Genomic DNA, 13,407 nt, shown 5'->3' with positions numbered 1-13,407 from the left:
GCACGCCATGCGGTTCTTCCCCCCCACGCTGCAAGCCTGTCCCCTATCCCATGGATGGCCCGCCATCTTGCTGTGCTGCGGCACATGCCTGCTGCTATGGGGGTGTGGCGCCACGCCGCAAGCATCGCGCACAGGGCTGACCGCCAGCGGAACGATCGCCCAGGACAGCGAAGCGCGCAAGCGTGCGCGGATCCGGTTGGAGCTTGCCGTCGCGTATTTCCAGCAAGGCAAGACCGACATCGCGCTCGACGAACTGCGCCAGGTACTGGCGGTGGATCCCGCGTTTCCCGAAGCGCACAACCTGCGTGGCCTCATCGCGATGCGGCTTCGGGAATTCCCCACTGCCGAGGAAAGCTTCCTCAAGGCACTATCGCTCCGGCCCGGCGACGCCAACGTGCTGCACAACCTAGGTTGGCTCGAATGCCAGCGTGCGGCATACCCGCAGTCGTTCCGCTACTTTGGCCGGGCGCTGGCCACGCCGGGATACCAGGAACGCGGCAAGACCTGGATGACCCAGGGACTGTGCCAAATCAGCGCGGGGCAACACAAGGAAGCCGAATCCAGCTTGTTGCACGCCTACGAATTCGACGCAACCAACCCCATCGTCGGGTACAACTTGGCCCACGTTTTATACCTGCGCAAGGAGTACGCCCGTGCGCAGTTCTACATCCGCAGACTCAACAACAGCGACTGGGCCAGCGCCGAATCGCTATGGCTAGGCATCAAAATCGACAAACTCCTCGCCGACGACGACGCCGTCGCGCAGCTTGCACAACAACTGGAGAAGCGCTTTTCCCAGTCCGCGCAGGCAGATGCTTACCGCCGAGGGGCTTTTGATGAATGACGACAACGTAACTTGGGCTGCCGCCGCGTCTTTTGCCGACCCTGGCACGCAATTGCGGGCGGCGAGAGAAAAGATGGGCGTAGACATCCTCGACCTTGCCGAAATACTCAAGGTATCGCCGGAGCGGTTGGAAGCCCTCGAAGCAGGGCGCCTGCATGAACTGCCCGATTTGGTCTTTGCGCGTGCGCTCGCCGCGAGCATTTGCCGGGTGTTACAGATCGACCCCGCAGACATTCTGGCGCGGCTGCCCCATGTGGTCACTCCCCGAATCAGCCAAGACGATTCGGGGCCGCATTCGACGCTGCGCGACCCCTCGCCTTCGCCGTGGCGCGTCTTATGGATGTATGCCTCGCACCCGATGGGGGTAGGGATACTGCTGGCGTGCGTGGGCATTGGCATCGTGTTGTGGATGCCTCCCCAATCTGCCCCGCAACACGACATGCCTATGCCTACGGTAGTCATGCCTGTACCTACCCCATGGCACGACGCTTCTGCACCGTCGATGGAGGCATTTCCCCCCTCTGCGGAGGGTGAATCTGCCTTGCCCCTGTCTGCTCCTCTTTCCCCCAGCGCAGCAGGAAGCGCATCCCCGCCGCCTGCCTCCACGTCCAGCGCCACGCTCCACCCGGCTCTGCACCCCTCTATCCATTCCTCTTTCGGTCCCTCTGTCAACACGTCTCCCGATACCGCACCTAGCGGTACGCTGACGTTGGCATTGCGCGCCATCGATTCATCGTGGGTCGAAATCGTCGACGCCCAAGGCACGCAGGTGCTGCGCCGCATGCTCCTTGCCGGCGAGATCACACAAGCATCGGGAATACCGCCCCTGTCTGTACTGCTAGGCAAGGCCGACGGCGTCGAAGTCACGGTGCGCGGCAACAAGTTCGATACCCTCGCGCACGCCCAGCGCAACGTGGCGCGTTTCGAGGTGCGATAGTGGGCCTCGCACCACCATCCGGGGCGCTGCCCCGGCGGCGCGCTTCCCTGCAAACACGCATTGCGTGGGGGGGCCGCACCCTGACGCTGGGTGGCGATGCTCCGGTGCGCGTGCAGTCGATGACCAATACCGACACGCGCGACGACCTGGCTACGGCAACGCAGGTGCGTGAACTGTTCCAGGCTGGCTCCGAACTGGTGCGCATCACGGTGGACACCCCCCAGGCTGCGGATGCGGTGCCCCGTATTCGCGACCACCTCGACCGCTGGGGGATCGACGTTCCCCTCATCGGGGATTTCCACTTCAACGGGCACCGCCTGCTGCAAGACCACCCCGCCTGCGCTGCGGCCCTGTCCAAGTACCGCATCAATCCTGGCAACGTCGGCAAGGGTGACAAGCGTGACCGGCAATTTGCCGCCATGATCGAAACCGCCTTGCACTGGAATCGCCCCATCCGCATCGGCGTCAATGGCGGTAGCGTGGACCCCGAACTGCTGGAGTCCATGATGGACGACAACTGCCAACGCAGCCAGCCTTGGGATGCACACGCGGTGATGCTCGAAGCGGTCGTGACCTCGGCGGTCGAATCGGCAAAACAAGCCTGCGCCCTGGGGATGGATCCTGCGCAGATCGTGCTGTCGTGCAAGCTCAGCAGCGTCGGCGACCTACTCGTCGTCTACCGGGAACTGGCCCGGCGCTGTAACCACGCGCTGCACCTGGGGCTGACGGAAGCAGGGCAGGGGATGCAAGGCATCGTTGCCTCGACGGCGGCGATGTCCATCCTGCTGCATGAAGGCATCGGAGACACGCTGCGCGTTTCGCTGACGCCGCGCCCCGGCGAATCGCGTGTGCAAGAAGTCGTCGTCTCCTGCGAGATTCTGCAAGCGCTGGGGCTGCGTTCCCTGCGTCCCACCGTCACCTCGTGCCCAGGGTGCGGGCGCACATCCGGCCACGCTTTCACCGAACTCGCGGCCAAGGTCGATGACTTCGTTCGCGAGCGCATGACCGACTGGCGTGGGCGTTACCCTGGCGTCGAAACCCTGCAAGTAGCGGTGATGGGGTGCATCGTCAACGGCCCCGGGGAAAGTCGACAAGCCGACATCGGCATCAGCCTGCCCGGTTCCGGCGAAGACCCCGCCGCGCCAGTCTTTATCGACGGCGTCAAGCACGCGACCCTGCGCGGGCCTGCGCTGGGCGACGAATTCCTGCACCTTCTCGAACAGTACGTACAGCGCCGTTTCGGCAGCGGCGCGGCCAACCAGGAGCAAGCATGAGCGAGGGATCGCAACGCATCGTCGCGGTCAAAGGGATGAACGACCTGCTGCCCGGACGTTCGCATAGGGTCGAATGGCTCGAATCCCGCGCGCGGGAGCTATTCGCACGCTATGCCTACCGCAACATCCGCACCCCCATCGTCGAAACGACACCACTGTTCGTACGCGGGCTGGGCGAAGTAACCGACGTCGTCGAAAAGGAGATGTACAGCTTCGAGGATCGGCTCAACGGCGACCCTTTGACCCTGCGCCCCGAAGCCACCGCCGGGGTCGTGCGGGCAGCCATTGAACACAACCTGCTCTACGACGGCGGCAAGCGGCTCTACTACATGGGGCCGATGTTCCGACACGAGCGTCCCCAGAAAGGGCGGTACCGGCAGTTCGACCAGATCGGCGCGGAGGCGATGGGATTCGCCGGCCCGGAGGTCGATGCCGAACTGATCGTGATGGCGGCGCAACTGCTGCACGAGCTGGGCCTGCGCGACCTTCGCCTGGAACTCAACAGCCTGGGCATTTCTTCCGAGCGCAGCGCGCACCGCATGGCGCTCATTGCGTACTTCGAGCGCCACCTCGCCCTGCTCGATGCCGATGCACGCCGCCGACTCCACAGCAACCCCCTGCGCGTCCTCGACAGCAAAAACCCCGCGATGCGCGCGGTCATCGACAACGCGCCGCGACTGTTCGACTTTCTGGGGCCGGAATCGCGCACGCATTTCGACCGTGTCCTCGCAATCCTCGACGCCAACGGCATCGCTTGCACCATCCAGCATCGGCTGGTTCGTGGGCTGGACTACTACACGAAGACCGTCTTCGAGTTCATCACCGACCAACTCGGCGCGCAGGGAACGGTTTGCGCCGGCGGCCGCTACGACGGCCTGTTCGCGCAACTCGGCGGCAAGCCCACCCCGGCAGTCGGCTGGGCGATGGGAATGGATCGGGTGCTCGACTTGCTCGACGACACGGAACACATGCCGGATACGCCAGTGCCCGACGCCTATGCGATCGTCGCCGAGCCTGCCACGTACCCGGAAGTGCTCCGCGTGCTCCAAGAACTACGCCGCCATGGCGTGTGCGTGCAAATGCACGCAGACACTGCCGGGGCCAGTAGCCTCAAGAGCCAGTTCAAGCGCGCAGATGCCAGTGGCGCCACCTACGCGCTGGTTTTTGCCCAGGATGAAATGGCGCATCGGCAGGTTGCGATCAAGCACCTGCGCGACGCCTCCATCGGCCAAATCCTGCGCCCGGTCGACGACATCGCCAACTGGGCCCCCACCCTACAATCCCGCCCCCTTTCGCACTGACCCCATGGCCAACACCTTCGACCTCGAAGAACAAGAGCAGCTCGACCAGATCAAGCATTTCTGGCAGCAGTACGGCAATGCCATCACCTGGGTGCTCATCCTGGTGCTCGGCGCGTATGCCGGGTGGAATGGCTACCAATACTGGAAGGTCAACACCGCCAACAAAGCGGCCGCGCTATACGATGAATTCGACCGTGCGCTGTCCGCTGCGGAGACATCTCGTATTTCCAGGGCCTTTGCCGATCTGCGGGAGCGTTTTGGCGACACGATCCACGCCCGCCACGCTGCGCTGCTCGTGGCCAAGCACCACGCCGATGCAGGCCGGGTGGACGACGCCATCGCCGCGATCGAATGGCTGTCCCGGCAAGCTACCGACGTTGGCTTGCAGTCGGTGGCACGCCTGCGGTGGAGTGCCCTGCTGGTACAAAAGAAAGACTACGACCGTGCCCTGGCAGCATTGGCTGCCCCCTTTCCAGAACCCTTCCACGCCCTGGCCGCCGACCGCAAGGCGGACATTCTGGTGCTCCAGGGCCGCACAGAACAGGCCGCCGCCGAGTACCAAAAAGCGCTGCAACCCGCCCTGACCGGGGAATACCGCCGGATGGTCGAAGTCAAGCGTTCTGCCATGGCTGCGCCGACTGTTGCGTCTGCTGCGGCATCTACAGCATCTACAGCAACCTCCGCCGTTGCAGCATCAGCCTCGGCTGCTGCGTCACGCTGATTCCTTGCACGCCATGTTTCGTCGTCCTTTCCCCTTGCTGGCGCTGCATGATGCATTGCTTTCCGCGCTGCATCGTTCGCTGCATTCCCTGGCCGTTCGCCGAACGCTCTGTGCCTTCTTGCTCCCGGCAGCGTTGCTCGGTGCCTGCGCCAGTGGCCCCCGGGCGCCCGAGCCTGCGCCCCTAGGCCCGGACCCCGCTCGCTTGGCTGTGCGTACCGCGTGGACGAGGCACCTTGGCACGGTCGGCCTCACCCTGCGCCCTGCATGGAAGGCAGACGTGCTCACGGTGGCGAATGCCGCCGGGACAGTGCTGGCATTGCGTGCATCGACTGGCGAAGAGCTTTGGCGGGTCGATGTGGGGCATCCACTCAGCGCCGGCGTCGGCAGCGATGGACGGCGCGCCGCCGTCGTCACGCAAGACAACGTGCTTGTCGCGCTCGACGACAAGGGCGTGTCATGGAAGCAACCGCTGTCGACCCAGGTCATCACGCCTCCCCTGGTCGCAGGGGAACGGGTGTTCGTCCTGGGTGGAGATCGCAGCGTTATGGCTTTCGATGGCAAGACGGGCCACAGACTGTGGCGATTCCATCGTCACGAGGAAGCCCTCGTACTCGGACAACCCTCGGTGCTAATGGCTGTCGGTGACACCCTCGTTGTCGCGCAGTCCGGGCACCTGATCGGCCTGCATCCCGCTACGGCCAGCGTGCTGTGGGACGCCCCCCTCGCCACCCCCCGCGAAACCAGCGACATCGACCGGCTCGTCGACTTGGTCGAAGGGGTTTCGCGCAATGGCTACGAGGTATGCGTGCGGGCTTACCACTACGGCGTGGGCTGCGTCAGCGCCCTGCACGGCGGTATCTCTTGGAGCAAGTCCAGCCAAGGGCACGTGGGGTTGAGCGGCGATGCGCGCTGGGTGTATGGCGTCGATAGCGACGGCACCCTGCGCTCGTGGAGACGGAGTGATGGAGAACCCGGATGGACGAACACCGATCTGCGCTACCGCAAACTGGGCCGCGCAGTGCTGGCCGGGGACGTATTGGTCGTCGGGGACGACAACGGCATGTTGCACTGGTTTTCTTCCGCTGATGGCGCCGCCCTGGCCCGCAGCACGACCGACGGATCCGCAATCGTCGGCTCCCCCCTCTGGGCAGACTCCCTCCTCATCGCCGTGACCCGTCACGGTGGGGTGTACGCCTTCGGCACTGCTCCTGCAAACGCTGCTTCCCGCTAGACCGTCAGCGCGGCACCTACGCCGCCGGGCGCTGCAACCGTGCCCCATCTCACCCCCAACCCCTCTCCCACTGGGCGAGGGGAGCGTCGAGAAGCCGCTTCGCGACCTGCACAGTAAAGGCTCCCCCATGCAACCCGTCCTCGCTCTGGTCGGCCGAACGAACGTCGGCAAATCGACCCTTTTCAACCGCCTGACCCGCACCCGCGACGCCATCGTCGCCGACATGCCGGGCCTGACCCGCGACCGTCGCTACGGTACAGGCAAGCACGCCGGACGCAGCTTCCTCGTCGTCGATACGGGGGGCTTCGAGCCGTCTGCCGACACAGGCATCGTGCGCGAAATGGCCAAGCAAACCCGACAAGCCATCGCCGATGCCGACGTGGTCCTGCTCGTGACGGATACCCGCGCCGGGCTGAATATGCAAGACCATGCCATCGCCACGGAACTGCGGCGCGCAAACAAGCCCTGCATCCTCGTGGCCAACAAGGCCGAAGGCATGTTCGACAGCCCCCGGCTGGCGGAGTTCTACGAGCTGGGCTTTCCCCAGGTTTTTCCCCTCTCCGCAGAGCATGGACATGGAATCGAAGAACTGCTCGACCATGCGCTGTCCCCCTTCCACGCGGAAGAGAAAGACAACGCCCCCGCGCAGGACAACACGCCCAACGTCGTGCGCCTTGCCGTCGCTGGCCGCCCCAACGTTGGCAAATCCACCCTGCTCAATGTATGGCTGGGGGAAGAGCGCCTCGTCACCTTCGACGCCCCCGGCACCACGCGGGACGCCATCGTCGTTCCCTTCGAGCGCAACGGCCAGCGGTTCGAGCTGATCGACACGGCGGGCCTGCGTCGTCGAGGCAAGGTGTTCGAAGCCGTCGAAAAGTTTTCGGTGATCAAAACCCTGCAAGCGATCGAGTCCTCCAATGTCGTGCTGCTGATGATCGACGCGACCGACGGCGTTACCGACCTCGACGCGCATATCGCCGGGTATTTGCTCGAAAAGGGCCGTGCCGTCGTCGTCGCCATCAACAAATGGGACGCCGTAGACGACTACCACCGCCAGCTCGTCCAGACTTCTCTTGCAACGCGGCTAGGGTTTCTGCGGTATGCAGAGGTGCATACGATCTCCGCCCGCAACAAGCAAGGGCTGGGGCCGTTGTGGAAAGCCCTGCTCACTGCGTACCGCTGCGCATTCCACAAAATGCCCACGTCAGTGCTGACGCGCGTGCTGCTCGAAGCCGTGCGCTTTCAAGCTCCCCGGCGGGCGCAGATGTTCCGCCCCAAATTGCGTTTTGCGCACCAGGGGGGGTCCAATCCGCCGATGATCGTGATCCACGGCAACTCGCTCGACCACATCAGCGACGCCTACCGCCGCTATCTCGAAGGCCGCTTCCGCAAAGCCTTCGACCTCGTCGGCACCCCACTACGCATCGAATTCCGCACCACGGTGAACCCGTATCGCTGAAGCAGGCAGGAAGCACGCTGCGTTTGTGAACCGTATCGAACCAGCCTCTACGCCGCAGTGCGGAAAAAGGCGATGTTGTGCTGCAACTGGCGCGCTTGCGTGGCCAGCTCTTCGCTGGTCGAAGCCAATTCCTCCGACGAGGAAGCGTTGTGCTCCGTGGCGTTGCTGAGCTGTGTCATGGCGCTGCCGATGTGCTGGACGGAGGCACTTTGTTCTGCCGACGCACGGGCGATTTCCTGTACGAGTTGGCTGGTCTTCTGCACGCTGGGGACAATTTGATCGAGTAGCCTGCCGGCGCGCTCTGCCGTGCTGACGCTACTGCTGGCCAGCTTGCCGATTTCCTGCGCTGCCCCCTGGCTGCGTTCGGCGAGCTTGCGCACTTCGGCTGCAACGACGGCAAAGCCCTTGCCATGGCTGCCCGCCCGTGCGGCTTCGATGGCCGCATTGAGCGCCAGCAGATTGGTCTGGTACGCAATGTCGTCGACGATGCCGATCTTGACCGCAATCTCCTTCATCGCCGCAACGGTCTGGTTGACTGCTGCGCCACCCTCGACGGCCTCGAAGGTGGTTTGGCTCGCCATCGTGCCAGTCAGTGTCGCGTTGTCGCTGTTGTGCTGAATCGAGTTCGACATCGTAGTGATCTGTGTCGTCGTCTCTTCGACCGACGCCGCCTGCTCGCTGGCCGACTGGCTCAGTGACTGGGCCGTTGCGCTGACCTGCGCGGACACATTGGTCAACGCCTGAGCTGCCCCACGCACTTCGTCGAGCACCCGGGACAGGTTGTCGTTCGAGCGGTTCACGCTGTCCTTGACCTCGCCGAACAAGCCTTGGTACGCATTGGTAATCCGCTGGCTCAAATCACCCTGCGCCACCGCCATCAACACCCTGGCGACGTCTCCCAATCCTTGTTCGCTCATGGCCACAAGGCGATTCATCCCCTCGGACAACTTGCGCAAGAACCCGGTTTTCCCCTCCAGGTGCAGCCTGCCGCGAAAGTCGCCCTGCAACGCAGCATGCACCAGCTCATCCAGTTCCTGCTCGGAACGCAGCTCAGCGGTACGGTCATACCACTGCGTAATGCGGCCAATGGCCCTGCCTTCGCCATCGTGAACCGGGCGCGCCTGCAACAACAACTTGCGGCCCTGGGTGTCCATCGTCACCGTATCCCCGGTCTGTACCGCGTGGTCGAATTTTTCTGCCAGCGCGGAGTCGGTGAACAAATTGCTGAGTTTGGTGCCATACAGCTTGTCCACATCAAACCCATCCCCCCCAAAAAGCTGCAACATATTTTTGGCTTGCGGGGTGACATGCACCAGTTCGGCCTGTGCGTTCGATACCGTCACGCACACATCCAGGCTATCGAGAGACTGGCGGATACGCAAGTTGAACGCCGCAGCCTGCGCGGCCTGCGTCATGGCGGACTGCACCCGATCCATCGCAATGCTGATTCGCTCCTTCTGCCCAGGCATCCGGGGCATGCTTTCGTCGAGCCGACCTTCGGTGTACGCGGTGACGCGCTCGACCACCTGCATGATCGTTGCGATATGGCCTTGGACAAGGTGGTTGATCGACTCCGCCATGCCTGCATAAACGCCGGGCAGCCCCTGCGTGGACATGCGGAAATCGAGCATCCCTGCCTCATGCTGGCGGGCTAGTTCTGTCTGCGCTGCCTGAAAGCGGAACAGCACTTCCTGCATCGCGATCAGCGAACCCATCACCTGCGCGGGTTCGTCCCGCCCTTCCAGCGCTGTGGGGGGATCGTTGAGATCACCCTGCGCAATACGCTCCAAATGCACCTGGATTTGCCGCAACCCGTGGTTCGTCACGAGGAAGAAACAATAGAACAGATACGCAGCCAACACTACCGCGCAAACCCCGAGGGCAGACAGAAGCCGCAGGCGCCACAGCATCGCCTCCACCCGGTCTACCAAGACTGCATCAAGCGCCGGCAAACCCTTGTCATAGAAAGCCAGCAACCGCAGCAAGACGGCAGCGCCCCGGTCGTAGTACTGCTGCGCGGTCACGTCGTCGTAACTCGTGAGCATGCGTGCGTCCCCTGCGTACTCGTGAAAGGCCTTGACCTCGTCGAGGATCGCCATGTCCAGCCGCGCTTGCAGACCGGGGTTGGCGCGGAAAGCGCGATCGAGGTAAATACGCACCCTCTCCAGGCCCTTGCGCACCCCTGCGGACCACACGGCATAGTGCCGTTCCTGCGTGGCAGAGTGCCCAGAGTGCGCCAGGAAATAGGTGCCCCATCCCCACAATTGACCGAGGTCCTCGGCCAGTTCGGGCATGGTCAACACCAGCACGCTGACGAGGTAAAAGCTGTCAAGGTCGGGGTCGAGCACGAGCGTTGAATCGTCGGCAATCTGCGCCAACATCGCTGCCACCGATGCCGTGACAGGCCCGAAGATCGTGCGGCCTTTCTCATCCGCACCCGTGGCAGATTGGGCAGTGTCCTCCCAGGCTGTGCGCAGCTTGGCGTACGTGGGGGCCAATTGCAGGGGGTCTTCCGTCACAGCCAGATGTTGCGCAAAGGCTGCCAGCGCTGCATCCGTGCGTGCGCGAGCCTGTGCATAGCCTTGCTGCGTATCGAACCCACCCAGGGTCGCACGGGTGGCATTGCGGGTTTGGAGCACGCCGGTATACACCGGAACAAAAGCCCGCAATGCGGCCACCCCCGCACGCTCCTTGTTGGCGGTCGCCACGCGCTCCAAGGCATCCACCCCGTATTCGTACCCAAACAGGGCAATGGGCACGGCAAAGCATAGGCTGATGAGCATCGCCTTGCCCCCAAATTGCAGGCTGCGCATCCAGCGCACCCCTGGAACGAACACACCCAGCCACAAACCTGCAATGCCCATAGGACGGTTCATATCCCGGCTACCCACTTTTGGATGATGGAACCCAGATAGTCCATGAGGCGCACCTTCGGTGCTGTTTGCGTGCATGCGGCGCATTGGCGGCCATTTTTGCCCTTCTTCGTTGTTCATAGCTCACGCTATGTACGCCTCAGTCAGACCAAAACTGCCTCGCCACTGCATCCACCTGCCCTGCAAACCCTCATGGGCTATCTGGGTTGAACGACAACGCCTGCCAATGCACCCCAGGCAAGGACATCCTGGGAGCTGGCAGGCGAACGACGGAAGCCGTGAGAATGTACCTACGAAATCGTCACAGAATGCTAGGCTATATTGGGTAATTTCATACCCTGCATGAGGTAAATTGCAGGAATTGGGGCGATGACTGGGGTGATTAGGGGTGCCTGATAGCCTGGGGCTTGCGCCCTGCACGGTTGGCGGGGGCGAAATCATCCCGGCGCATCTGGGTACGGCCATGCGAGCGCTCTTGCGGGCGGGCAAAACCGCGATTGTGAACATCGGCCCCGCGCGGCGGAAAACGCCCTGGCCCACGAGGGGGCGCCACGCGCTGCCGGGGTTCCAGCCCAGGAACGGTGCGCGCTTCGAGCGGCTGTTTGCGGTAGGCCTCGATGTCACCGATCTTGCGGCGGTCGCGGAACTCGGCAAAGGTCACTGCCAGCCCGTCACGCCCGGCGCGGCCCGTCCTGCCCACGCGATGCACGTAGTCTTCCGCCTTCATCGGCAGGCCGAAGTTGAAGACGTGCGTCACGGTGGGGACGTCCAGGCCCCGCGCCGCGACGTCGGTGGCGACGAGGATTTGCACCTTGCCCTCACGCATCGCGGTCATGCGACGGTTGCGCAAACCTTGGCCCAATGCCCCGTGCAAGGCAACGGCATCGAAGCCATCCTGCTGCAAGGCATAGGCCAGTTCATCGCATTCGATCTGCGTACTAGCAAAGACGATAGCTTGGTCGATCGATTCGTCCCGCAGCCAGTGATCCAACAGCTTGCGCTTGTGCTGGGCATCGTCTGCCCAATACAGGCACTGCTGGATGTTTGCGTGCTGCTCCTGCGGGGTGGCCGTGGCAATGCGCCGGGGAGATCGCATCACGCGTGCGGCAAGCTGCTCAATGCGCGGCGCGAAAGTGGCGCTGAACATCATGGTCTGACGGCGGGTGCGGGTGAGCTCGTGGATTTGGGCGAGGTCGTCGCAAAAACCGAGGTCGAGCATCCGGTCGGCCTCGTCGACGACCAGGCATTGCACCGCGTCAAGCTGTAGCTTGCCGCTGCGATGAAGGTCGAGCAGTCGGCCGGGGGTGGCGATGAGCAGATCGACATTGCGCAGTGCGCGCAACTGCAAGGCATAGGGCGTCCCGCCCACGATGCAGGCCACATGGATGCCCCGTGCGCACTGGAGCAGATCAATGGCATCGGCAGCGACTTGCTGCGCAAGTTCCCTCGTCGGACAGACGATCAGCGCTGTGGGCGCAACGACTTCGCGGAACGGACGCTGATTCCTGCGGCTCCCTGCTTGGCTATCCGCCTTGGGGGGCCGACCCAGCATGGAATGCAACACAGGCAGCAAAAAGGCGGCAGTCTTGCCACTGCCCGTCTGGCTGGACACCATCAGATCGTTGGCGTTCCCAGGCTCGGTCTCAGCGGTCAGCGCAAGGGGGATCGTCTTCTGCTGGACGACGGTCGGCTGGGAAAACCCCAGCGCCTCGACGGCAGCAAGCAAGGAAGGATGCAGATGCAGCGCTGCAAAACCTTGAGCGGTTTGCGCTGGAGCAGTCTGCGCACAGCCCTGTGCCACAGCAGGCGCGGCAGGCTGGGCAACGGGAACGGCGGAAAAAGGAGCAGACGCAACAGCGTCCACCCCTGCAGGGGAGACATTCATCATGGGAAGGATTCCTACGTGGCCGCCGCAATGGGCAACCGGTGGGGAGCAAAACATCCACCACCTATCGGCACGGCCATTCCCGCAAGGGGAACGCCATCACACGGAAGAACCCCACACAGAAGGGAAACCCCGCACAAACAACCCCAACGAAACACCCGCAAGGGTGGAGGGGTCTGCGCAAAAAGCTGGGAGATGCACGACTACGCCAGCAGGGTGCTGACGAGGGGCGCGATTGTGGCACAGACGATGGGATTGCTGGGGTTACGGTATCTGCAAGAAAACGCGGCGGTAGTGTTCGAGGGCATCGATGGCCTCGTGTACATCGGCCAGCGCGGTATGGCGCTGTTTTTTGCGAAAGCCCCGGTATACCTCGGGCGCCCAGCGCCGGGCCAGTTCACGTAGCGTGGCCACATCAAGGTTTCGGTAGTGGAAGTAGGCATCGAAATGGGGAAGATAGCGAACCAGAAAGCGCCGATCCTGGCTCACGCAGTCCCCACACATCGGCGAGGCGTGCGCGGGAACGTAGCGTGCAAGAAAGGCCAGCAGTTCCCCTTGCGCATCCTCTTCGCCGAGCGTCGATGCGCGAACCTTGTCCAGCAGCCCGGTTTTGGCGTGCGTGTTGCGGTTCCATTTGTCCATCCGGCCCAGCACATCTTCCTCCTGCCGCAGCACCAGCACCGGCCCGTCGGTGCGTGCTTCAAGGTGTGGGCCGGTGACGACCACGGCAATTTCCAGCAAACGATCCGTCTCGGGATGCAGCCCGGTCATTTCGCAATCGACCCAGACGAGGTTGCGTTCAGACTTCGACAACTCGCCGGACGAGACCTTGGCGGGCGCTATAGCAGGGCTTTCCATGCGGGGCATTGTGCATCTCCTACA

General features: G+C 63.4%; 10 protein-coding genes. 7 read left to right on the top strand and 3 right to left on the bottom strand.

What is annotated here, in order from left to right; all coding sequences use genetic code 11:
- The first annotated feature begins 7 nt into the window (after positions 1–7).
- The 7 genes from pilW (at position 8) to der (ending at position 7,767) form a co-directional block, all read left to right on the top strand.
- Positions 8–844 (top strand): type IV pilus biogenesis/stability protein PilW, encoded by an 837-nt coding sequence (gene pilW / locus CENROD_RS08330; RefSeq protein WP_022774420.1) that lies wholly within the window; start codon positions 8–10, stop codon positions 842–844.
- Positions 837–1,781 (top strand): helix-turn-helix domain-containing protein, encoded by a 945-nt coding sequence (locus CENROD_RS08325; RefSeq protein WP_041193430.1) that lies wholly within the window; start codon positions 837–839, stop codon positions 1,779–1,781. The genes pilW and CENROD_RS08325 overlap by 8 nt, the downstream gene beginning before the upstream one ends.
- Positions 1,778–3,055 carry a flavodoxin-dependent (E)-4-hydroxy-3-methylbut-2-enyl-diphosphate synthase gene (gene ispG, locus CENROD_RS08320; RefSeq protein WP_041194423.1) on the top strand — a complete coding sequence of 426 codons (1,278 nt, stop codon included), beginning with the start codon at positions 1,778–1,780 and terminating at the stop codon, positions 3,053–3,055. Before CENROD_RS08325 ends, ispG begins: the two co-directional genes overlap by 4 nt.
- Positions 3,052–4,356: a histidine--tRNA ligase gene (gene hisS / locus CENROD_RS08315; RefSeq protein WP_022774408.1), complete on the top strand. Its 1,305-nt coding sequence runs from the start codon at positions 3,052–3,054 to the stop codon at positions 4,354–4,356. The genes ispG and hisS overlap by 4 nt, the downstream gene beginning before the upstream one ends.
- A 4-nt stretch (positions 4,357–4,360) precedes the next feature.
- A complete protein-coding gene (locus tag CENROD_RS08310) occupies positions 4,361–5,077 on the top strand; it encodes a YfgM family protein (protein WP_022774404.1) in 717 nt (238 codons plus the stop codon).
- A 13-nt stretch (positions 5,078–5,090) separates the two neighbouring features.
- Complete coding sequence (locus tag CENROD_RS08305) at positions 5,091–6,308, top strand: outer membrane protein assembly factor BamB (protein WP_022774400.1); 1,218 nt, start codon at positions 5,091–5,093, stop codon at positions 6,306–6,308.
- Between the two features lie 127 nt (positions 6,309–6,435).
- Positions 6,436–7,767 carry a ribosome biogenesis GTPase Der gene (gene der / locus CENROD_RS08300; RefSeq protein ID WP_022774397.1) on the top strand — a complete coding sequence of 444 codons (1,332 nt, stop codon included), beginning with the start codon at positions 6,436–6,438 and terminating at the stop codon, positions 7,765–7,767.
- A gap of 47 nt (positions 7,768–7,814) precedes the next feature.
- Here der and CENROD_RS12555 read toward each other — a convergent pair whose 3' ends face one another.
- The 3 genes from CENROD_RS12555 to orn all read right to left on the bottom strand — a co-directional run bounded on the left by CENROD_RS12555 (position 7,815) and on the right by orn (position 13,392).
- Positions 7,815–10,643, bottom strand: a complete 2,829-nt coding sequence (locus CENROD_RS12555; RefSeq protein WP_022774393.1) for a methyl-accepting chemotaxis protein — start codon at positions 10,641–10,643, stop codon at positions 7,815–7,817.
- 379 nt (positions 10,644–11,022) lie between these two features.
- A complete protein-coding gene (locus tag CENROD_RS08290; protein ID WP_022774385.1) occupies positions 11,023–12,528 on the bottom strand; it encodes a DEAD/DEAH box helicase in 1,506 nt (501 codons plus the stop codon).
- Between the two features lie 261 nt (positions 12,529–12,789).
- Positions 12,790–13,392 carry an oligoribonuclease gene (gene orn / locus CENROD_RS08285; protein ID WP_022774377.1) on the bottom strand — a complete coding sequence of 201 codons (603 nt, stop codon included), beginning with the start codon at positions 13,390–13,392 and terminating at the stop codon, positions 12,790–12,792.
- Positions 13,393–13,407 lie beyond the last annotated feature (15 nt).

This window comes from Candidatus Symbiobacter mobilis CR (genome assembly GCF_000477435.1).
GTDB lineage: Bacteria > Pseudomonadota > Gammaproteobacteria > Burkholderiales > Burkholderiaceae_C > Rhodoferax > Rhodoferax mobilis.
The sequence above is the reverse complement of the archived record's forward strand: the minus strand, read 5'-3'. Positions and strand labels throughout refer to the sequence as shown.